The sequence below is a fragment of the Kaistella sp. 97-N-M2 genome (genome assembly GCF_021513235.1).
Taxonomy (GTDB): domain Bacteria; phylum Bacteroidota; class Bacteroidia; order Flavobacteriales; family Weeksellaceae; genus Kaistella.
In genome coordinates this window covers 521060-542684 of the sequence record NZ_CP090976.1, presented here as the reverse complement: position 1 = coordinate 542684, position 21625 = coordinate 521060, and the positions used below count along the sequence as shown (strand labels likewise).

Below are 21625 nucleotides of genomic sequence, written 5' to 3'. Positions count from 1 at the left end.
TCTACACTCGTCTTTTTTAATAATAATATACTGTACAACCTTTTGTACAAAACCAACTTAGGGTGGTTTTAGCAGAGGGGCTCACCTGTTCCCATTCCGAACACAGAAGTTAAGCCCTCTAGCGCCGATGGTACTGCGAAAGCGGGAGAGTAGGTCGCCGCCAGTCTTTTTAAAGCTCATCAATTATTTTGATGAGCTTTTTTTGTATCCGGAAATCCAACAAACCTGTACAATAAGTTAGAAATAAAAAGTACAATTTCCTATAACTTACATAACAACATACATTGATCTCACCCCCATGGTCATCTTAATAGTACTTGCTTCAAAACATGCTTAATAGTCTACCTATTCGATTACTCACGGTAGGCCCTTCTGAGGACTTGTCGAGGTCTTTTAATGTTCCTTACAATCGTATGGTTCCATAATGTCTTAAAAATGGCTTGGCTTTATCTTGTACTTTTATCCATGGATCTGCGTTGCCGTGGACCCTTCCTTGATTTTCAAGATAATTAAATCAGAATGATCTTACCTTTTAATTTTTTTGGGCGGTCCCTTCGCCGGGGCTTATTTTTGTAATAGTTAATTTTGCCTGGCTCAGGTCGGGCTATGCGTTCCAATTCCTCGTTTGCGGCCGCTAAGGCCTGTGCTACTGCGGGATTTCCACTACTATCCCTACCGCAATTTTGGTATATTTCGCAGTGTGGATAACTTTAATTTTTTGGTACCTTCTTAAAAATCAAATTCTTACAGGGGTACTTTTCCACATTTGGTAAATAGATTTAAATAGTGCTTGTGAGTGAACTTAATATTAACTTATCTTTGCCGAACCTTAATAGGTAGCGAAGTAGAGGTAAGAATTGAATAGATGGGAAATAAAATTTTTATTTTTTTTGTTTATAAAGCTTGCTAATTAGGAATAAGTTCTTATCTTTGCAATCCCAAATCGAGAGAGGAGGGGAGCGCAGGAGAGGATTTGGATTGAGTGTTATTAGGGATTGGGATTGAGGCTTACAAGATAAAGTTTCAAATTTCTTTCAAAAACATTTGGTCATCATAAAATTAATACCTACTTTTGCACTCGCAATTCGGAACAAACGACAGAAGAGATTCCGGATATAAAGCGAGAAGCATAGAGATCATTGACATACAAATAACAACCAAAAAGTAAGAAAAAACTAAAGCGTTAATAACTTTGAGTGAGTCAGACAAACATACAATGGAGAGTTTGATCCTGGCTCAGGATGAACGCTAGCGGGAGGCCTAACACATGCAAGCCGAGCGGTATTTGTTCTTCGGAACAGAGAGAGCGGCGTACGGGTGCGTAACACGTGTGCAACCTACCTTTATCAGGGGAATAGCCTTTCGAAAGGAAGATTAATACTCCATAATATATTTGATGGCATCATTAGATATTGAAAACTCCGGTGGATAGAGATGGGCACGCGCAAGATTAGATAGTTGGTGAGGTAACGGCTCACCAAGTCTGTGATCTTTAGGGGTCCTGAGAGGGAGATCCCCCACACTGGTACTGAGACACGGACCAGACTCCTACGGGAGGCAGCAGTGAGGAATATTGGACAATGGGTGAGAGCCTGATCCAGCCATCCCGCGTGAAGGATTAAGGTCCTACGGATTGTAAACTTCTTTTGTACAGGAATAAACCTATTTACGTGTAAATAGCTGAAGGTACTGTACGAATAAGCACCGGCTAACTCCGTGCCAGCAGCCGCGGTAATACGGAGGGTGCAAGCGTTATCCGGATTTATTGGGTTTAAAGGGTCCGCAGGCGGACTGATAAGTCAGTGGTGAAATCTCATAGCTTAACTATGAAACTGCCATTGATACTGTTGGTCTTGAGTAAATTTGAGGTAGCTGGAATAAGTAGTGTAGCGGTGAAATGCATAGATATTACTTAGAACACCAATTGCGAAGGCAGGTTACCAAAATTTAACTGACGCTGAGGGACGAAAGCGTGGGTAGCGAACAGGATTAGATACCCTGGTAGTCCACGCCGTAAACGATGCTAACTCGTTTTTGGATTTTCGGATTCAGAGACCAAGCGAAAGCGATAAGTTAGCCACCTGGGGAGTACGTTCGCAAGAATGAAACTCAAAGGAATTGACGGGGGCCCGCACAAGCGGTGGATTATGTGGTTTAATTCGATGATACGCGAGGAACCTTACCAAGACTTAAATGGGAAATGACAGGTTTATAAATAGACCCTTCTTCGGACATTTTTCAAGGTGCTGCATGGTTGTCGTCAGCTCGTGCCGTGAGGTGTTAGGTTAAGTCCTGCAACGAGCGCAACCCCTGTCACTAGTTGCTAACATTAAGTTGAGGACTCTAGTGAGACTGCCTACGCAAGTAGTGAGGAAGGTGGGGATGACGTCAAATCATCACGGCCCTTACGTCTTGGGCCACACACGTAATACAATGGCCGGTACAGAGGGCAGCTACACAGCGATGTGATGCGAATCTCGAAAGCCGGTCTCAGTTCGGATTGGAGTCTGCAACTCGACTCTATGAAGCTGGAATCGCTAGTAATCGCGCATCAGCCATGGCGCGGTGAATACGTTCCCGGGCCTTGTACACACCGCCCGTCAAGCCATGGAAGTCTGGGGTACCTGAAGTCGGTGACCGTAAAAGGAGCTGCCTAGGGTAAAACAGGTAACTAGGGCTAAGTCGTAACAAGGTAGCCGTACCGGAAGGTGCGGCTGGAACATCTCATTTTTGAGACTCTTCGTTAGGAGAGTATAAACAAACAACACGATACGCAAGTATCATTGGCTTTACTTAAAGTTAGCTTTAGTTTTTTCTTATTTGGACGGTTGGTATTTAAAAAATATACCCACTAGGATTAGTAATCAGGGAATAGAGATTGAGGATGAAGGAGAGGAAAGATAATATTCACATATTACTTATTACTCATCACCCATTACTCATAAAAGAGTCTCGTAGCTCAGCTGGTTAGAGCGCTACACTGATAATGTAGAGGTCGGCAGTTCGAGCCTGCCCGAGACTACTAATTTAGAGTACAAGAGTAGAAAAGCAGAAGAGTTAAGGAGTAGAAATACCCAAACACTCCACTGCGCACTTACTCAAAGACTCCACTAGCGGGGAATTAGCTCAGTTGGCTAGAGCGCCTGCCTTGCACGCAGGAGGTCAAGGGTTCGACTCCCTTATTCTCCACAAACTATAGCAGTATAGTGAGAAAAGTTGTAGCGATACAGCAAAAAGCTTTAGAAATAAAGCAAGAACAGAAGATATTTATATTTTAAGATTGAAGAATGATGCCAGAGAAGGCAAAGTAAACATAAGAATGTTTATTAAAGAGGAGCGATACCTCGATTATTCACGTATTAGGACTTTAATTTAAAAGTGACGGAAAGAGCCAAAAACAATTTCTGTTTATTAAGGAACTAATAAGAAAAAAGATCATTGACATTAACGATAAGAACATCACAAAGAGAAAACCGCGCACTTTCGGGTGCCGAGTTTTAAAAATATCGTTTAACAGCAATGTTAGACAAAAAATACTGAACTAATTTTATATTAGGAAAGAAATCGTTAAGGGCGTATGGCGGATGCCTAGGCTTTCAGAGGCGAAGAAGGACGCGGTAAGCTGCGAAAAGCTGCGGGGATCGGCACACACGAATTGATCCGCAGATGTCCGAATGGGGCAACCCGGCTGGTTGAAGACCAGTCACTCTATTTATTTAGAGAGCAAACCCGGAGAACTGAAACATCTAAGTACCCGGAGGAAAAGAAATCGAAGAGATTCCGTAAGTAGCGGCGAGCGAAAGCGGATTAGCCCAAAAGTCTTTATATGTTTAGAAGAACGTTCTGGAAAGAACGGCCATAGCGGGTGATAGCCCCGTATTTGAAAGGCATATTTGGATGATAAATGAGTAGGGCGGGACACGTGAAATCCTGTCTGAATATGGGGGGACCATCCTCCAAGGCTAAATACTCCTGAAAGACCGATAGTGAACAAGTACTGTGAAGGAAAGGTGAAAAGCACTTCGAATAGAAGGGTGAAAGAGAACCTGAAACCGTACGCCTACAAGCGGTCGGAGCCCACAAGTTGGGTGACGGCGTGCCTTTTGCATAATGAGCCTACGAGTTAATTTTACTAGCGAGCTTAAGTACTTCAGGTACGGAGGCGGAGCGAAAGCGAGTCTGAATAGGGCGCTTAGTTAGTAGGATTAGACGCGAAACCTTGTGATCTACCCATGGGCAGGTTGAAGCTTTGGTAACACAAAGTGGAGGACCGAACCGGTTGACGTTGAAAAGTCTTCGGATGACTTGTGGGTAGGGGTGAAAGGCCAATCAAACTGGGAGATAGCTCGTACTCCCCGAAATGCATTTAGGTGCAGCGTTGCAATATAGTTTATTAGAGGTAGAGCTACTGATTGGATGCGGGGGTTTCATCACCTACCAATTCCTGACAAACTCCGAATGCTAATAAATGTTCTGCAGCAGTGAGGGCATGGGTGCTAAGGTCCATGTCCGAGAGGGAAAGAACCCGGACCAACAGCTAAGGTCCCCAAATCTATACTAAGTTGAAATAACGCGGTTGAACTGCATTGACAGCTAGGATGTTGGCTTGGAAGCAGCCATTCATTTAAAGAGTGCGTAACAGCTCACTAGTCGAGCGGTTCGGCATGGATAATAATCGGGCATAAGTATAGTACCGAAGCTATGGATTTATAACTTTAGAGTTATATCTGGTAGGGGAGCATTCTGTTTGCACAGAAGCTGGAACGTGAGTTCTGGTGGAGCGTACAGAAAAGAAAATGTAGGCATAAGTAACGATAAAGCGGGCGAGAAACCCGCTCACCGAAAGACTAAGGTTTCCTCAGCCATGCTAATCAGCTGAGGGTTAGTCGGGACCTAACGCGAACCCGAAAGGGGAAGTGGATGGACATAGGGTTAATATTCCCTAACTTGCTCACACTAAAAAGGGGACGGACTGCCGTACTTACTGGAGACTGACGGAATAGTCAAGACCTAGCCTTCGGGCGAAGTTGTTGTAGGGAAAGCGGTTCCAAGAAAAGCCGAAGTGAAGCAACCCGTACCAAAACCGACACAGGTAGTCGAGGAGAGAATCCTAAGGTGCTAGAGTGAATCATGGTTAAGGAACTAGGCAAAATAGTCTCGTAACTTCGGAAGAAGAGACGCCAGCAGCAATGCTGGCCGCAGTGAAGAGGCCCAGGCGACTGTTTATCAAAAACACAGGACTCTGCTAAATCGAAAGATGCTGTATAGGGTCTGACACCTGCCCGGTGCTGGAAGGTTAAGGAAGGTTGTTAGCCGCAAGGCGAAGCAATTAACTGAAGCCCCAGTAAACGGCGGCCGTAACTATAACGGTCCTAAGGTAGCGAAATTCCTTGTCGGGTAAGTTCCGACCTGCACGAATGGTGTAACGATCTGGGCACTGTCTCAACCATGAGCTCTGTGAAATTGTAGTCTCGGTGAAGATGCCGAGTACCCGCAATGGGACGAAAAGACCCTGTGAACCTTTACTATAACTTCGTATTGACTTTGAATAAACAATGTGTAGGATAGGTGGGAGACTTTGAAGCTGGCACGCTAGTGTCGGTGGAGTCAACGTTGAAATACCACCCTTTGTTTATTTGGAGCCTAACTTCTTAACAGAAGGACATTGCGTGGTGGGTAGTTTGACTGGGGTGGTCGCCTCCAAAAGAGTAACGGAGGCTTTCAAAGGTACCCTCAGCACGCTTGGTAACCGTGCGTAGAGTGTAATGGCATAAGGGTGCTTGACTGTGAGACCTACAAGTCGATCAGGTGCGAAAGCAGGACATAGTGATCCGGTGGTTCCGTATGGAAGGGCCATCGCTCATAGGATAAAAGGTACTCCGGGGATAACAGGCTAGTCTCCCCCAAGAGCTCATATCGACGGGGAGGTTCGGCACCTCGATGTCGGCTCGTCACATCCTGGGGCTGGAGAAGGTCCCAAGGGTTGGGCTGTTCGCCCATTAAAGTGGCACGCGAGCTGGGTTCAGAACGTCGTGAGACAGTTCGGTCTCTATCTATTGCGGGCGTTAGATGTTTGAGAGGGCTTGAATCTAGTACGAGAGGACCGATTTGAACAAACCTCTGGTGTATCTGTTGTATTGCCAAGTGCATCGCAGAGTAGCTACGTTTGGAAAGGATAAGCACTGAAAGCATATAAGTGCGAAACCTGCCTCAAGATGAGACATCTTTTAAGGGTCGTTGGAGATGACAACGTTGATAGGCTATAGGTGTAAAGGCAGTAATGTCATAGCCGAGTAGTACTAATTACCCGTAGATTTATAGCTTAATATAGGCACTCCGAAAGTGCAACACGGTCTTCTCTTTGTGAACGTTTTTATCGATTTTTTAAATCAGACATAAGATTTAAAGACAAGAGATAAGAGACTTAAAGTCTATTATCTATCCGTCTATTATCTACACTCGTCTTTTTTAATAATAATATACTGTACAACCTTTTGTACAAAACCAACTTAGGGTGGTTTTAGCAGAGGGGCTCACCTGTTCCCATTCCGAACACAGAAGTTAAGCCCTCTAGCGCCGATGGTACTGCGAAAGCGGGAGAGTAGGTCGCCGCCAGTCTTTTTAAAGCTCATCAATTATTTTGATGAGCTTTTTTTGTATCCGGAAAGCAGAGGTTCTTAATGGTAACTTTCTACCCCCAAACTTCATTAAATTAGTAAAGCAATAAAATTTTAAGTAAATTTATACACTAATAAAAACTTTTTAAAGATGAAAAAAATTCTTTTATCCCTACTTGCGGCCGGTGCAGTTTCTCTTGGTAACGCCCAGGTGAAAACACCGCAGCCCAGTCCCTCATCCAGCGTGAAACAATCGATAGGGCTGGCAGAAGTAACCGTCGATTATTCCAGGCCTTCGGCGAAAGGCCGTACCATTTTTGGAGATTTGGTACCGATGAATCAACTCTGGAGAACCGGCGCGAATGGCTCTACCGATATTACTTTCTCCGGCGATGCACTTTTCGGTGGCATTAAAGTTCCGGCCGGAAAATATGCACTGTATTCCATTCCGTCCCAAACCGATTGGGAAGTTATTCTGTATAAAGACACGGAACAATGGGGCGCCCCAAAAGAACTCAGCGCAGACTTGATTGCTGCCAGAACGAAAGTTAAAGCAGAGAAAAGTTCCATGTATTCCGAAACGTTCAGCATTGGTTTTGCGGACCTTAAAAATGACAAAGCCAACCTGACCATCAATTGGGAAAATACTCTTGTAAAAGTTCCGATCGAGATGAATTCTAAAAATGAAGTTTTAGAATCGATAACTAAAACGTTGTCTTCAAAAGAGGCGAAAGCTTCAGATTATAATCAGGCTGCAGGTTATCTTTTGCAACAGAACATGGATTTGAAGAAAGCCCTTGAATACGCCAATAAAGCAAATGAAATGCAACCGGATGTTTACTATATGCTGAAGCAGAAAGCGGAAATCCAGGCTGCAAACGGAATGAAAAAAGAAGCCGTTGCAACTGCAAAAAAATCGCTGGAACTCGCAAAGAAAGAGGGTAACGAAGATTACGTAAAAATCAATACAGACAATATCGCGAAATGGAGTAAATAACATTGCTCTTTTTTCAAAATAGAAAGTGGACATCAAAAATTTGGTGTCCACTTTTTTTATCGAAAGATCTTTTTAGTAATATTTCTATGCGGTTTCTTTCCGAAACAGTGGTTGCAGTAAACCCGCAGAAGCAATCATCAGCAAACAGCCTATCGGATTGAGCCATAGAAATTCCAGCCGGATCACTTCCCTCACCTCCAGAAAGTATAGCAAAATAATAATCGGCTCTACAATCACAATACTCCACATCGTGGCTTTTCCGCCTATTTTGGGGAAGAGAAAAGCGATGGCGAAAACCCCCAAAATTGTTCCGTAAAATAAAGAGCCGATAATGTTTACCGCCTGAATTAAGTTTTCAAACAAACTCGCATTCACCGCAAAAAAGATCGCGATCATTCCCCACATCAACGTGAACAGGCGCGACGCGTTCAAATATTTTTTTCTGAAATGTTAGGCGCGAAATTCCGTTTGTAAATATCCACAACGGTGGTTGTCGCCAGGGCATTCAACTCAGAGGATGTCGAACTCATCGCCGCGGAAAGGATCACCGCAATCAGCAAGCCTACAATTCCCGTGGGCAGATAATTCAGGATATAATAAATAAAAACATAGTCTTTGTCGTTAGATTCAATTTCGGGCGCTTCCTTATCGATGAGGGTTTTCACATCCTTGCGGATCGTAATTTCTTTCGCCTGCAGAACTTTAAGTTCCGACATTACCTCTTCCGAATGACCCGATTTCCACTCGATTATTTTCTGCTTTTTATCCTCGTGAACTTGATTAAATTCTGTATTTAAAGTTTGATACGCTGCAGTATTTTCAAGTTTCTGTGAAAGCGGATTAAAATTTAGCGGCGTTTTCTCAAACTGAAAAAAGACAAAAACCATCACCCCGATAAAAAGGATAAAAAACTGCATCGGAATCTTAAAAAGGCCATTAAAAAGCAGTCCAAGCCGCGCTTCCTTCAGGCTTTTTCCCGTAAGATACCTTTGAACCTGACTTTGATCCGTCCCGAAATAACTCAAAAACAAAAAGGTTCCGCCCAGAAATGCCGACCAGATATTATACCTGTTGTTCATATCAAATTCAAAACTCACGGGATTTATTTTCCCCATTTGGCCGGAATAGAGCAGCGCGTCATTCAGATCCAGCGGCAATTTGTGTACGATGAGAAAAAAGGCCAGAAACATTCCGATAAAAATCACGATCATCTGTTGCTTCTGTGTTTGGCTCACCGCTTCCGTACCGCCAACAAGGGTGTAAAGCGTCACCAAAGCGCCGATCACAATGTTTGTTACCATCAAGTTCCACCCTAGGATCGTGGACAAGATAATCGCCGGTGCAAAAACCGTAATGCCCGCCGCCAGACCTCTTTGGATGAGAAATAAAATCGCCGTTAGGATACGTGTAGAAAGTCCAAAGCGTTTTTCTAGATATTCATAGGCCGTCAAAACGTTCATTTTAAAAAATTTTGGCAACACCCAAACGCACAGAATAACCATGGCGAGCGGCAAACCAAAATAAAACTGCACGAAACCCAAACCGTCGTGGTACGCCTGTCCGGGCGTCGAAAGGAAGGTGATGGCACTTGCCTGTGTCGCCATAATGCTCAAACCCACCATCCACCACGGGTTGCTTTTTCCGCCCAAAAAAGACGCCGAAGTTTTTACCTTTTTCGACTTATAAATACCGTAGATGACGATAAACAGCAAAACGAAAACTAAAACTGCCCAATCTAAAGTTTTCATCGATATTTATTTTGAAAGATGAGCATTGCTACGATCATCAAAAACATCAGCATCAATAATGTAAGATAGAGCGGTTTAAAATTCGTTTCCTTTTTGTGATTCATATTTTCTTTCTTTCGCCGATTTTTTATTTGGGCAGCAATTTCCGCCCTCCGTTCCCGCTTTTTTATATTCCACTGCGTTCCATATAAAAAGAGCTCCACTCAGGTCGGGCTGCAATACGTTTTCTAAACAAGTCGTGTTTTTTTAAACGATTTGCGTTACTATTCCAAAGAAGATCACAAACCTTTTTTGTCCTTTTGTATTGTTGAAGACACGAAAAGCTTTTTTCCTTTCTTGGTTAAACCTGTTTTATTTCTTCGAACCCAGCGCGAGAATATTCATAAAGAGCTTATAAGCACCCGGAACGCCCGCCGGCAATTCCCGGAAGAAGGACAAGCCCGTGTAAACATAAGTTCCTTTTCCATATTTCCCAGCCAATAAAATTCCCTGTTTCGGCGTTTCTCCCGTATCATTTCCTTCCAAAAGCGGAATTAAATCTTTGTCCCAGCTGTCCGCAAAATACAACCCTCTTTCCTGCACCCAATTATCAAAATCTCGCGGTGTAATAACATTCGGCGACTGAAAAACCGCGTGATTTGGAAGGAGAATTTTCAACGCTGCATCTTCCTCAGAAATTCTGCTCCCGCCTAATTTTAAAGTAAAAGGTGCAATTTCATCCGTCAGCAAACCGCGGTTGGTGTTGTACTGATTGATCACGAGACCGCCGTTTTCCACAAATTTCCAGATATCTTTATTGATCAGTCCCATTTCGGGCTGTGTATTAAACACCCGAATTCCCAAAATTAAAACATCGTAATTTTTTAACGGTGCAGAATTCCAATTTTTTAAATCCAGTTCATCTACCTTCAAACCGATCGCCCGTAATGACGAAGGGATTTCGTCACCGGAACCTTTAAGATAAGCGATCCTGACCGCCGGAATTTTCAGGTCTAAGTTTTGGATTTTGGCCTGCGCATTTTTCACCCAGATCTGCCGGTCCATGTGTGGATATTGCACCACGTTCAAAGACTGATCGTAGGTTTTGCCTTTCGCTTCCACAACGGCTTCGATAACGTTATTTGCATTTTTCGACAGCGGCTCTACGGTGAAAGTCACGTTTTTATTTTCGCCGACTTCTTTAAAGTTGACAGTTTGTGCCGCGGAAATTTTCCAGTCTTTGCTGCTTTTTAAAAATATTTTCGCCGTCGAATTGGCTGCAAAACTTTGGACGTTCACCGAAATCTGTTTCGCCCGCCCGCTGAAAATAAAATTATCCTGATCGAAATTAGCCACGAACGAAGGCACGGTATAAAACGGTTCGTATATTTCGCCGATCGACGGATTGACGGTCTTTTGCTGCAATGGAACTTCAAAATCGATCTTTGCAGACCCAAAATCTATTGTTACGTTTTTATTGATGGAAGTTGAAGTTTCTGGCAAGCCAATATTTTCCGGATTACTAACGACGTACAGATTATTTTTTGGAACTTCCTGCAGCCAGTACGGATTGGATATTTTCGCATTCTCAATTTTAAACTTTTCCGTGGTTTTAAAAGATTCGTTCCCTGCAATTTTCTGATTTTTTCCTTCAAAGGAAAAATTTAAATCTGCACCACTTCTGTTTGCAATTTCCAGCTTGGTTGCAATTTCTTCGTTGGAAGTTCCGAAAGCCTCATCCGTCGTCCATTCCAGGTAAATGCCCTGCGTTTTTAGAATTAAATTTTTTACCTGTTCTAACTTCGGATCGTTCGGATTTTCTTTTTTAATTAATTCATAAACCGTTACTAAATTTTTCAGTGATAATTGAGGATTATTAAACTGAAAGTCAGAAACGGTTTTGTCTAATTGGTTTTGCACCGTTTTGTCCTGAGATTTTAAGTTGATGCCCTCAAAAATATCGTTGGAGTTTGGTTTGTCGCCTTTCAGAAATTTCAAATATTCCATGTCCGTTCCGCGTTCCAATGCCATCCCAAAACCCTGGCACGCGTGTTTGCTTCTGGCTTCAGCAGAAATTTCGTTATTGGAAATCCCCAGGATCGGATAATAATTTCCCACGTTTAGGGAAAAAAGATCGCCTTTATCGGCTTTTTCAAAATTTTCTTTGCTGCCGTAAAACCACCAACTTGTATTGTAGAACATTCTTTTGGGCTGCCAAACCTGCACATATTTCAGCTGTTCCGGAAAAGCTTTCGGATTCGCGGCCAAATCAAAAGCTTCCATCGCCAAAAGGGCAGAAGCGGTGTGATGTCCGTGTGTTTCGCCGTTGGAGTTCGGATCAAAACGCGTGATGATGATTTCGGGTCTATTTTTGCGGATCGCCCAAACGACGTCAGATAAAATTTCCTGCTTGTCCCAAAACTTCAGAGTTTCCGTGGCAGTTTTCGAATACCCAAAATCCAAAGCTCTGGTAAACCACTGTCGCCCTTTATCGATTTTCCGGGCTTCCAAAAGTTCCTGCGTGCGCAGCAATCCCAACAATTCGCCCTTTTCTGTGCCGATTAAGTTCTGTCCGCCGTCGCCCCGTGTTAAGGACAAATAAACCGCATCCACGTGTTTCTCGTGCGTGAGCCAGGAAATAATTCTCGTGTTTTCATCGTCCGGATGCGCCGCAAGATACATCACCGTCGTGTTATTTTGCAGGCGCAAAAGATCATCATAGATTTCTGAGGAGGGGTTCGCCACGGATTGGGCGGAAAATAAAATGGAAAGCAGTAAGCTGATCCCAACTAAAAATGTATTCATGCCTTAAAGATAAAAAGTTATTCTAAAAGTGCATGTACAAATGGACACGTTTGAGATTTTTTATAATGAAAATTCTACCTTTGAAACCTGGTGTATTTATAAATTACGTTTGAAAAACAAAACATGAACTTAAAAACGCAAAATCTCTTAACCAATATTTTTTCGATCGTTTTTGGCATCATCCTTTTGGCAGCTGCGTACAACCATATCGTCAATGCTGAAATATATTTGGCAATGATTCCCCCGTTTATTCCGGTTGCCTTTGCAGATTTTTTTGCGGTGATCTCTGAGGCTTTGGTCGGAATTCTTTTGTTGGTACCGAAAACGCGAAAATACGGTGTCTTGGGTTTCAGTATTTTGATGATTGTTTTTTTACCGCTGCACATCTGGGACGTTTTCCGCGTTAAAAATCATGAAAATCCGTTGGTTAAGAATTTTAATGTTGCCGTAATCCGACTCCTTATCCAATTTGTCGTCATCGCACTGGGTTTCTGGATGTATGGCGTTAAAAGAAAAGTTCTGCGTAAAACTTAGATTACCGCAGAACTTGATAAGATCAATTTATTTTTAATTCCTGGAAAAAATTCATGAATGCTTCACTTTAAATTTTCCTTTTTTAATTCACTTCAAATTTTCGTTCGCGAATGAAATCTGCGATCGCCAGCATATCTTCGCCGATCAAACGGTCGTTTTCTAATTTGGCCACCTTGGTTCGGATCAAGTCGTAAGCATTTTCCACGTATTTGGAGCATTTTGCCGGACGGCGGAATTCCAGTCCCTGCGCGCCAAACATGAGTTCAACGGAAAGAATATTTTCCAGATTTCCTAAAACCTGGTTGAATTTCCTGCCCGAAATACTTCCCATCGACACGTGGTCTTCCTGTCCCAAACTTGTCGGAATAGAATCTGCAGAAGCGGGAAAGCAGAGGGTTTTATTTTCCGTAACCAGTGCTGCAGCCGTGTATTGCGGAATCATAAAGCCGGAATTTAAACCGGAACTTTCCGTCAACAATCTGGGTAAACCGTATTTACCTTCCAGCAAAAGATAACTTCTCCGGTCTGAAATGTTGCCGAGTTCTGCCGCGGCCAAAGTGCAGTAATCAAGCGGTAAAGCCAACAGTTGCCCGTGGAAATTTCCGCCGGAAATGGATTCTTCTGCGCTTAAAACGATCGGGTTATCCGTTACAGAATTGAGTTCGGTTTCCGTTAATTGTTTTAGATGTTCGAAAGCGTTTCGGCTCGCGCCGTGAACCTGTGGAACGCACCGCATGGAATACGGATCCTGCACGCGGTCGCAAAATTCGTGGGCGTGCAGATTCTCAGAATTTTTTAAGAATTTTCGCATTCTTGCCGCAACTTTTTTACTGCCGTCGAAGGCGCGGATGTCGTGAAGTTCTTTTTTAAAAGGACTTGAAGACCCGCGGTAGGCCTCCAGACTCATGGCTGCGGTGAGATCTACGAGATCCAAAATATATTCAAACCGGTGCAGACCCAAAATGGAATGCGCCAAAATAAACTGCGTACCGTTGATCAGCCCCAAACCTCCTTTTGGTCCAAGTTGCAAAGGCTCTAAATTATTTTCTGCCAGAACTTCGGCAGCGTTCCGGATTTCGTTGTTTTGCCAAACTTTTCCGAGGCCCAAAAGCGGTAAAACCAAATGTGCCAAAGGCGCCAAATCGCCGGACGCGCCTACAGATCCCTGCTCCGGCACGACAGGAATAATATCTTTTTCGAGCAGGAGAATCAGCCGCTCGATGACGTCTAAGGAAACTCCTGAAAATCCGCGCGACAGTGCATGAACTTTCGTGATCATCATAATTTTGGACAAATCTTTTGCGATAGGTTTTCCCACGCCAACGGCGTGCGAAATAATTAAATTGTACTGAAGCTGGGCGGTTTCTTCTTCGGAGATTTTTACGTCGCACAGTGGGCCGAATCCTGTATTAATACCGTAAACGGTGCGGTCTGACGCTACAATCTGCTCTACATTCTGTTGGGATCTCAGGATTTTTTCCCTGGACTCTTCGTTGAGCCGGGCTTTTGTGGGATCCTTTAAAATCTCCATTACATCGCTAATGGTGAAAATATCTACGCCGTAAATCATGTTTAAAATTTTTCTTAAAAATACGGTTTTTTGTACGAATTCGGAAACCCGTGTCCCGGCTTGAACGGAGCTCTTTTTGGGCGGAAGAATGACGCACAAAAAAGCGGGAGTGGAAGACGGATAAGACACCCAAAATAAAAAATCATTGCGTAAATTTGCAGCATGAACGCCGATCTTGAACTTCAGCTGAAAACTTTGCCTTCCGAACCGGGAGTTTACCGCTATTACGACCAAAAAGACCAGTTGCTGTATGTAGGCAAAGCAAAGTACCTGAACAAACGCGTGCTTTCTTACTTCAATAAAAACCAGGCAGGATACCGGACGCGCATCATGGTGAGCAAAATTTTCCGCCTCGAAACAACCATCGTACCGAGTGAATATGATGCGTTGCTGCTGGAAAATAACCTGATCAAAGAACATCAGCCGTTTTACAACGTGATGTTGAAAGACGATAAAACCTACCCGTGGATCTGTATTAAAAACGAAGATTTCCCGCGCATCTTTCTTACACGCACCAAAATTAAAGACGGTTCGGAATACTACGGACCCTACGCAAAGGTGCGTCCGGCGAAGATTCTGCTGGACACCATTAAACATATTTATAAAATCCGGACGTGTAACCTGAATTTGGCGCCGGAAAAAATTGCGGAAGGAAAATACAAGGTCTGTCTGGAATATCATATAAAAAACTGCGCCGGCCCCTGCGAAATGTTGGAAATGAAGGCGGAATACGACGAAAAGATCGATGCGATCCGCGGAATCATCAAAGGTGATTTCCGGAAGGCGAAAGAATATCTGACGGCGCAAATGATGAAGTTTGCAGAAAATCTGGAGTTTGAAAACGCTCAAATGATCAAGGAACGCATGGATATTCTGGATAATTATCAACACAAACATACGGTGGTACACCCAACGATTAACGATGTTGATGTTTTCGGAATGACGAGTGACGAGACCGCGGCGTATGTGAATTATTTTAAAATTCAGAACGGCAACATCATCCAGAGTTACACAACAGAAATCCGGAAAATGCTGGAGGAAAGCGACGAAGATATTTTGGAGGAAGCCATGATCGAAATCCGCCAAAAGTTCAGTTCGATGTCGCGCGAGATTTTAATTCCGTTTCATCTGACGCTGGAAATTCCGAACGTGAAGCTGATTGTGCCGAAAGTTGGCGACAAGAAAAGAATTCTGGAACTCTCCGAAAAGAATGCGAAAGAATATCGTATCGAAAAACTGAAAGCGGTGCAGATTGTAGATCCGGAACGCCACACAAACCGAATTATGGCAGAGATGCAAAAATTGCTGAGAATGCCCGAAGAACCGCGACACATCGAAGGTTTTGATAACTCGAACATTCAGGGAACGAATCCGGTTTCGGCGTGTGTTGTTTTTAAGGACGGCAAACCGAGCAAAGCAGATTACCGGATTTTCCACCCCAAAACGGTGGTCGGCGCGGATGATTACAAAACGATGGAAGAGGTGATTTACCGCCGGTACAAAAGGCTTTTGGACGAAAATGAACCTTTGCCGCAGTTGATTTTGATCGATGGGGGAAAAGGGCAGCTGTCCTCGTCGGTGAAAAGTTTGAAGCTGCTTGGTTTGTACGGAAAGATCACAATCATCGGCATTGCGAAGCGTTTGGAAGAAATTTATTTTCCGGAAGATCCGGTGCCGTTGTATCTGGATAAAAAATCGGAAACGTTGAAGATTCTGCAGCGCGTTCGTGACGAATCGCACCGTTTTGGGGTGAAACATCACCGCACGCGACGAAAAAATTCAACCATAAAATCTGAACTGGAAGAAATTCCGGGCATCGGCGAAAAAGCGATCGAACTTTTGCTGGGTAAATTAAAATCTGTAAAACGAGTTCGGGAATCTTCGCGAGAAACGTTGGAGGAGATTTTAGGAAAAAGCCGCGGTGGTTTGGTTTGGGAGTATTTTAATGATAAATAAAATTACTTTCTTTCAAACACTTCTCTTCTTAAACTTCCATCAGCGTTGCTTACTTCGACCACAATTTTTCCGGCTTCGAGGTAACCTAAAGTTGCGGTTCCGTCACTGAGCTGTACGCGGTAACTGTCTTTTCTCGTAGAAGGTTTAAAAATGGCGTAAGGCACCGCACTGTTTGGATTGACCAAAATAAATTCGCCGTTGGTAAGGATTATTTTGTTTAAATTAAGCGTACCGTTGGTGTAGACTTCCGCTGCGGATTTTGTTTCTGTTGGAAGAACGGACTGGGCCACACCTTCTTTTTGCACCACCACAGGATTTTCAGTCACGACCGCTTTTTTAAGGGCTTGCTGAGGCACCTCTTTTTGAACGGCTACAGCTTTTTTCGTTTGCGATGAAGGCGGGATAGCGTTCAAAGCATTTTGAAGGGCATCGCGCATCCCCGCCTCAAAGTCTTTTTTGCTGGATTTTCCGTCGAAGGAAGCGATTTCTTTATCGTTACAGTCGCTGAAAGTAATCCGCGCTTTGTTCGTAAAAATAGAACTGGTGTCCGCAAGTTCGGCTTTCAAAATCTCGCAGGGATTCGTTACGCTTGCCGGTTGCTGATCTGGATTTTGATTGAAGACAATATAATTTTTCGCTTTAAGTTTGGAACTGAGAAGGCTGTTAAGACCAAATTTGTTCGTCTTTACATCTTTAAATTCCGAAGGGACAAGAATATATTGATACTCGGAGATTTGTTGTGCGTACATCGCGCTCACTAGGAAGAGGGCGGAAATTTGTATAAGTTTTTTCACGATTTTTTTTCTTAAAGGTAAATTAATTCCGGAAATCTCCCATATCAAGTTTCAGGGAGAAAAAGTTGGAGTAAAAATTAGAACCGCCGATCCCCGAATTGGTGATGGCGTAATCGAGCGTTAAGCCTTGATATTTAATGCCGATACCGGCGCTGGGCTGAAAAGATACTTTTCTTTTTAGGTCTTCGATGTCGGTAATCGTTTGAAATCTGTTCACACCAACGCGAACAAAAATCATATCCTGAAATTTCAGTTCTGCGCCCGCATACGGCGTGATGCTCGCAAAGTCGGTGGAAATCAGCGCCGCAGTTTTCGCGAAATCGATATTTAATCCTGCTTCGGGCATAAATTCCAAATCACGGTTGATTTCGAAATTTCGGCTCATACCGAGGTTAAGTTTTGGCATGGTGATTTCCAGTTTATCGGTAGGTGCGGGATTAAATTCCTCACCGTTAACCACGGCGGAAAGTTCGTCCTGATTCACTGTCCAGAAATTAACCGTTGTTGTGGCATCGCGCAACATGGCACCATAATTCCACCCCGTGTCGGCGTTATACAAAACACCGAGGTCGAAACCAAAGCCGTAACCGCTTGCAAATTTTCCCACATTCCGATACACGAGTTTTGCATTTACACCCACAGCAAGCCGGTGATCGCCCCCCGGACGAAACGCGTACGAAAGCAGTGCCGCATAATCAGATTGAGAAAAACTTGTAATTTTGTCGTAGTCGATATTTCCTTCAGAATCGATAAGTTGAGTCGTGTTCAGAATGTTGTCGACTCCTAAACGGACAACGGAAATGGCGAAAACACCGCCATTGTTATCTAAAGGTTTGGCATACGCCAGATAATCGTATTTAGCGATGGATTCGAAATATTCCGCATGCATTGCAGCTCCCTGCCAATCGCGGTCGATCCCGATCAGACCGGCGGGATTCCACATGGGGGAATACACGTCATTTTGATTCGCAATCACGGCACCGCCCATTGCAAGGCCTCTTGCACCTGCTCCGATATTGAGAAATTCATTCGAATACTTTCGAATGATCTGAGCCTCAGAAAAAATTCCGCATAAAATAAAAAGGGCAAAGAATATTTTTTTCATCAAATTTCTACTTTTTTGGTGGCTCTTCGCGTTTTGATAATTCCGTTTGCAACAATCGCCAAAATCATTATTAACGAGGCGATATAAAAGATCGGACTCATCTGTTCGGATTCTCCAAAGATAAAAAAGGCCAGAATAATCCCGTAAACCGGCTCCAGATTTACTGTTAAAATTAAGGTAAAAGGAGAAATGTATTTCATCAGTTTCACCGATTCCAGCATCGGAAACGCCGTAAAAACGCTTGCCAATATAATGATTAACGTCAAATCGCGATAACTTATTTCGTTGAGCTGCGAAATTTGCCCCGTGACGAGATAAAATACCGTTAAAATTAAAAAGCCGGAAAATATTTCGTAGAAAATAATATTTCCGGAACTCGTTTTACCAAAAATTTTTCCGTTGAAAACGCCGAAAACGGTACCGAAAAGCGCCGTGAGAATTCCAAAGAAAATTCCTTCTTTATACTGAAACTCCGCTTTAAAAATGAGTGCCATACAGATTACAATCACGATGCCCATGATGACTTCGGAAACATCAACTTTTCTTTTAAAGACAATGGGTTCCAAAATAGAGGCAAAAATGGTAGAAAGTGAAAGACAACTCAGCGCGATCGCCACATTCGAAACTTTGATGGAGTAGAAGAAGCAGAACCAGTGGAACGCCATGGCGCCGCCGATCGCAGCAAGCTGCATGAGAAGTTTCCGCGGGACGTACAGGCTTTCTCTTTTAATAAATCGGATAAAAATATAGAGGAAAAGTGCGGCAAATCCCATGCGGTAAAAGACGAGCAAATTTGCGCCGGCATGGATTAGTTTGCCCAGAATTGCGGTGAATCCCCACAAAAAAACGATAAGATGCAGGCGGAAAAGTGCGGAATTTTTAAACACGGATGATGATTTTTTTTAACTGGTGCAAATCTACAATTTCCCTTTTATATTAAAGGTAGGCATCAACGCGCTTTCTCTGAAAATTTCATCAAAAAACCCCAAAAGTCTTTTCAACTTTTGGGGCCTTCAAATAATAAACTATTAAAAAAATAAACTAGGAACCGAATTTCAAAAATTCATGAAACTATTTTAGAATTCTAATTGAGTAACGCAAAAAAAGAAAAAATATTTTAAAAAATTTCACTTTAATTTTTTAGTGCAGCAACATTAGATTTCTGAGACTCAAATAATTAATAGAACGCCGGTTCCACCGCGGAAATAGGATTAAAAATCTTATCTTTAGACAAATTTTTTTTAACGATGGATTTAGAATTTAATAAAAGAGAAGATCAAAATAAGTTAAAACTCGGCGAGATCAATGGTCTTCTGAGCGAAATAAAGAAAGGCGGCGGCGAAAAACGTCTTCAGAAACAGCGTGATGAAGGCAAGTTAACGGCGCGCGAAAGAGTTGAATATCTTCTTGATAAAGATTCAGATTCCATCGAAATCGGTGCTTTTGCCGGCTACGAAATGTACGAAGAACAGGGCGGCTGCCCGAGCGGCGGCGTGGTTGTGGTGATGGGTTATGTTTCGGGCAAGCAATGTTTAATCGTAGCGAATGATGCCTCGGTGAAAGCCGGTGCGTGGTTTCCGATCACGGCGAAGAAAAATCTTCGGGCACAGGAAATTTCCATGGAAAACAAATTACCCATTATTTATTTGGTGGATTCCGCCGGCGTTTTTCTTCCGATGCAGGACGAAATTTTTCCGGACAAAGAGCACTTTGGAAGAATTTTCCGCAACAACGCGAAAATGAGTTCCATGGGAATCATTCAGATTTCTGCCGTGATGGGCAGCTGTGTGGCCGGTGGCGCTTACCTGCCGATTATGAGTGACGAAGCCATGATCGTAGACCAAACCGGTTCTATATTTCTCGCCGGAAGTTACCTCGTAAAAGCCGCGATTGGCGAAACCATCGATAACGAAACGTTGGGCGGCGCGACAACTCATTGCGAAATTTCGGGTGTTACGGACTACAAAGCGAAAGACGATCAGGATGCCCTGAACCGCATTAAAAATATTATGAAATCCCTCGGCGATTACGAAAAAGCCGGTTTCGACCGTACAGAAAGTTTTCCGCCGAAAGAAAATATCGAAGATATTTTCGGCCACATGCCGGTTTCCAGAGGCGATCAGTACGATACTTTTAACATTATTAAATGTTTGGTCGATAAATCGGAGTTCGAAGAATACAAAGGCGATTACGGTAAAACCATCATTTGCGCCACGGCGAGAATTGATGGTTGGAGTGTGGGAATTGTTGCCAATCAAAGAAAATTGGTGAAAAACGGAAAAGGCGAAATGCAGTTTGGCGGAGTAATTTATTCGGATTCTGCGGACAAAGCAACGCGGTTTATCGCAAACTGCAACCAGAGAAAAATTCCGTTGATTTTCTTACAGGATGTTACCGGATTTATGGTAGGTTCTAAATCGGAGCATGGCGGAATTATTAAAGACGGCGCCAAAATGGTGAATGCCGTGGCAAATTCTGTGGTGCCGAAATTTACGGTGATCACCGGAAATTCCTACGGCGCGGGAAATTACGCCATGTGCGGGAAAGCCTATGATCCCAGATTGATCGTGGCGTGGCCCTGGTCCGAACTGGCAGTGATGGGCGGCAGCCAGGCGGCGAAAGTTTTGGCACAAATTCAAACTTCCACTTTAAAGAAACAGGGAATAGAAATTGGAGACAAGGAACATCAGGAAATCCTGGACTCCATCTCGAAGAAATACCAAAAACAAACGGAACCGACTTACGCTGCGGCAAGGTTGTGGACGGACGCCATCATCAATCCCATCGACACAAGAAAATGGATCTCTATGGGAATTGAAGCGGCGAATCATGCGCCGATCACGGAAAAATTTAATTTAGGAGTTATTCAGGTATAAACATTAACCACAAACACACACAACGATGAAAAAATTTTTATTCTTTTTAGCAGTACTGAATTTCAGTTTTGCCTTCTCGCAGTGCACTATTGACGGTGCAGACCAGCTTCAGGTTGGGGAGAAGCAGGTGTACAAAGCCACGACGGCCGCGGCGCCATGTGAAAACTGTTATGAGTGGATCTATCTGGACCAGAAAGTTCTTTTGGAAAATGGAACTCATCAAAGTGAAATCACGCTGAAAGGCGCAGTTCCGGGTGAGGCGGTTTTAAATTTAGAGCTCAAAACCAAAAACGGAAAAACCAAATGTAAAAAAATGGTGAAGGTGATCGCACCCACATCGAATATTCTGCCTGGCGACAGCGCAAAATGCGATCTCCCTTTGGAAGCCTTTAAAGAAATCCGCGCCGAAGATCATCAGGTTGTCTTCGAGCCAGAAACGTCCGATACAAATTACACGTATTTATGGACGGTCACGTACCGCGACGGCTCGCAAAAAACGTCGTCCGACCGAAAAGCCAGATTTACTTATATGGGAAGCGTGATCGACAACGTAGAAATGAAGGTAACGTTCGAAAAATGCACGAAGAAAATCTCTAAAACCTACGACACCAATTTTTGGTATTTTTTCTAAATTGAATTGATTA

General features: G+C 43.4%; 12 protein-coding genes, 2 tRNA genes and 4 rRNA genes. 11 read left to right on the top strand and 7 right to left on the bottom strand.

All coding sequences use genetic code 11. The annotated features are described in order from the left end of the window. The first annotated feature begins 58 nt into the window (after positions 1 to 58). The 7 genes from rrf (L0B70_RS02620) (at position 59) to L0B70_RS02590 (ending at position 7614) form a co-directional block, all read left to right on the top strand. Positions 59 to 166: ribosomal RNA gene (rrf, locus tag L0B70_RS02620) — 5S ribosomal RNA — on the top strand. 1047 nt (positions 167 to 1213) lie between these two features. Then, positions 1214 to 2730: ribosomal RNA gene (locus L0B70_RS02615) — 16S ribosomal RNA — on the top strand. Positions 2731 to 2948: 218 nt separating this feature from the next. Continuing rightward, positions 2949 to 3022, top strand: a tRNA-Ile gene (locus L0B70_RS02610). A 93-nt stretch (positions 3023 to 3115) separates the two neighbouring features. Beyond that, positions 3116 to 3189 (top strand) — tRNA-Ala (locus L0B70_RS02605). Positions 3190 to 3557: 368 nt separating this feature from the next. Next, positions 3558 to 6323: ribosomal RNA gene (locus L0B70_RS02600) — 23S ribosomal RNA — on the top strand. 187 nt (positions 6324 to 6510) lie between these two features. Further along, positions 6511 to 6618, top strand: a 5S ribosomal RNA gene (rrf, locus tag L0B70_RS02595). Together the 16S, 23S and 5S rRNA genes with 2 tRNA genes alongside form the textbook arrangement of a ribosomal RNA operon. A gap of 150 nt (positions 6619 to 6768) precedes the next feature. Next, a complete protein-coding gene (locus L0B70_RS02590; RefSeq protein WP_235142765.1) occupies positions 6769 to 7614 on the top strand; it encodes a DUF2911 domain-containing protein in 846 nt (281 codons plus the stop codon). Between the two features lie 84 nt (positions 7615 to 7698). Here L0B70_RS02590 and L0B70_RS13440 read toward each other — a convergent pair whose 3' ends face one another. From L0B70_RS13440 to L0B70_RS02580, 3 genes are all read right to left on the bottom strand, one after another. Continuing rightward, the gene (locus L0B70_RS13440; protein WP_311195392.1) at positions 7699 to 8046 is read right to left on the bottom strand and encodes a hypothetical protein; all 348 of its coding nucleotides are present in this window, start codon (positions 8044 to 8046) and stop codon (positions 7699 to 7701) included. Then, entirely contained in the window at positions 8043 to 9362 is a 1320-nt protein-coding gene (locus L0B70_RS02585; protein WP_311195391.1) for a sodium:solute symporter, read from the bottom strand. The genes L0B70_RS13440 and L0B70_RS02585 overlap by 4 nt, the downstream gene beginning before the upstream one ends. Positions 9363 to 9713: 351 nt before the next feature. Beyond that, positions 9714 to 12146 carry a PIG-L family deacetylase gene (locus tag L0B70_RS02580; RefSeq protein WP_235142764.1) on the bottom strand — a complete coding sequence of 811 codons (2433 nt, stop codon included), beginning with the start codon at positions 12144 to 12146 and terminating at the stop codon, positions 9714 to 9716. Positions 12147 to 12269: 123 nt separating this feature from the next. Between L0B70_RS02580 and L0B70_RS02575 the strand changes: the two genes are divergently transcribed. Continuing rightward, positions 12270 to 12680: a hypothetical protein gene (locus tag L0B70_RS02575; protein ID WP_235142763.1), complete on the top strand. Its 411-nt coding sequence runs from the start codon at positions 12270 to 12272 to the stop codon at positions 12678 to 12680. 82 nt (positions 12681 to 12762) lie between these two features. On the opposite strand, the gene hutH is transcribed toward L0B70_RS02575, so the two are convergent. After that, entirely contained in the window at positions 12763 to 14250 is a 1488-nt protein-coding gene (gene hutH / locus L0B70_RS02570) for a histidine ammonia-lyase (protein WP_235142762.1), read from the bottom strand. A 162-nt stretch (positions 14251 to 14412) separates the two neighbouring features. Between hutH and uvrC the strand changes: the two genes are divergently transcribed. Continuing rightward, positions 14413 to 16206, top strand: coding sequence for an excinuclease ABC subunit UvrC (gene uvrC / locus L0B70_RS02565; protein ID WP_235142761.1), 1794 nt, complete (start codon positions 14413 to 14415; stop codon positions 16204 to 16206). Between the two features lie 2 nt (positions 16207 to 16208). Here the strand turns inward: uvrC and L0B70_RS02560 are convergent, their stop codons facing one another. From L0B70_RS02560 to L0B70_RS02550, 3 genes are read right to left on the bottom strand one after another with little or no spacing between them, the layout of a single operon-like run. Beyond that, the gene (locus tag L0B70_RS02560; RefSeq protein ID WP_235142760.1) at positions 16209 to 17000 is read right to left on the bottom strand and encodes a hypothetical protein; all 792 of its coding nucleotides are present in this window, start codon (positions 16998 to 17000) and stop codon (positions 16209 to 16211) included. A gap of 22 nt (positions 17001 to 17022) precedes the next feature. Next, a complete protein-coding gene (locus L0B70_RS02555) occupies positions 17023 to 18105 on the bottom strand; it encodes a PorV/PorQ family protein (RefSeq protein WP_235142759.1) in 1083 nt (360 codons plus the stop codon). After that, positions 18105 to 18992, bottom strand: a complete 888-nt coding sequence (locus tag L0B70_RS02550) for a DMT family transporter (RefSeq protein WP_235142758.1) — start codon at positions 18990 to 18992, stop codon at positions 18105 to 18107. The genes L0B70_RS02555 and L0B70_RS02550 overlap by 1 nt, the downstream gene beginning before the upstream one ends. A 360-nt stretch (positions 18993 to 19352) precedes the next feature. Between L0B70_RS02550 and L0B70_RS02545 the strand changes: the two genes are divergently transcribed. Further along, positions 19353 to 20981 carry an acyl-CoA carboxylase subunit beta gene (locus L0B70_RS02545; protein ID WP_235142757.1) on the top strand — a complete coding sequence of 543 codons (1629 nt, stop codon included), beginning with the start codon at positions 19353 to 19355 and terminating at the stop codon, positions 20979 to 20981. A gap of 25 nt (positions 20982 to 21006) precedes the next feature. Beyond that, positions 21007 to 21612, top strand: a complete 606-nt coding sequence (locus tag L0B70_RS02540; RefSeq protein ID WP_235142756.1) for a hypothetical protein — start codon at positions 21007 to 21009, stop codon at positions 21610 to 21612. Positions 21613 to 21625: the final 13 nt, after the last annotated feature.

Bases quoted from the DNA above. Each gene is read 5' to 3' on its own strand.
- L0B70_RS02590 (WP_235142765.1), top strand. From the start codon at position 6,769: ATGAAAAAAATTCTTTTATCCCTACTTGCGGCCGGTGCAGTTTCTCTT.
- L0B70_RS02585 (WP_311195391.1), bottom strand. From the start codon at position 9,362: ATGAAAACTTTAGATTGGGCAGTTTTAGTTTTCGTTTTGCTGTTTATC.
- L0B70_RS02580 (WP_235142764.1), bottom strand. From the start codon at position 12,146: ATGAATACATTTTTAGTTGGGATCAGCTTACTGCTTTCCATTTTATTT.
- L0B70_RS02575 (WP_235142763.1), top strand. From the start codon at position 12,270: ATGAACTTAAAAACGCAAAATCTCTTAACCAATATTTTTTCGATCGTT.
- hutH (WP_235142762.1), bottom strand. From the start codon at position 14,250: ATGATTTACGGCGTAGATATTTTCACCATTAGCGATGTAATGGAGATT.
- uvrC (WP_235142761.1), top strand. From the start codon at position 14,413: ATGAACGCCGATCTTGAACTTCAGCTGAAAACTTTGCCTTCCGAACCG.
- L0B70_RS02555 (WP_235142759.1), bottom strand. From the start codon at position 18,105: ATGAAAAAAATATTCTTTGCCCTTTTTATTTTATGCGGAATTTTTTCT.
- L0B70_RS02545 (WP_235142757.1), top strand. From the start codon at position 19,353: ATGGATTTAGAATTTAATAAAAGAGAAGATCAAAATAAGTTAAAACTC.
- L0B70_RS02540 (WP_235142756.1), top strand. From the start codon at position 21,007: ATGAAAAAATTTTTATTCTTTTTAGCAGTACTGAATTTCAGTTTTGCC.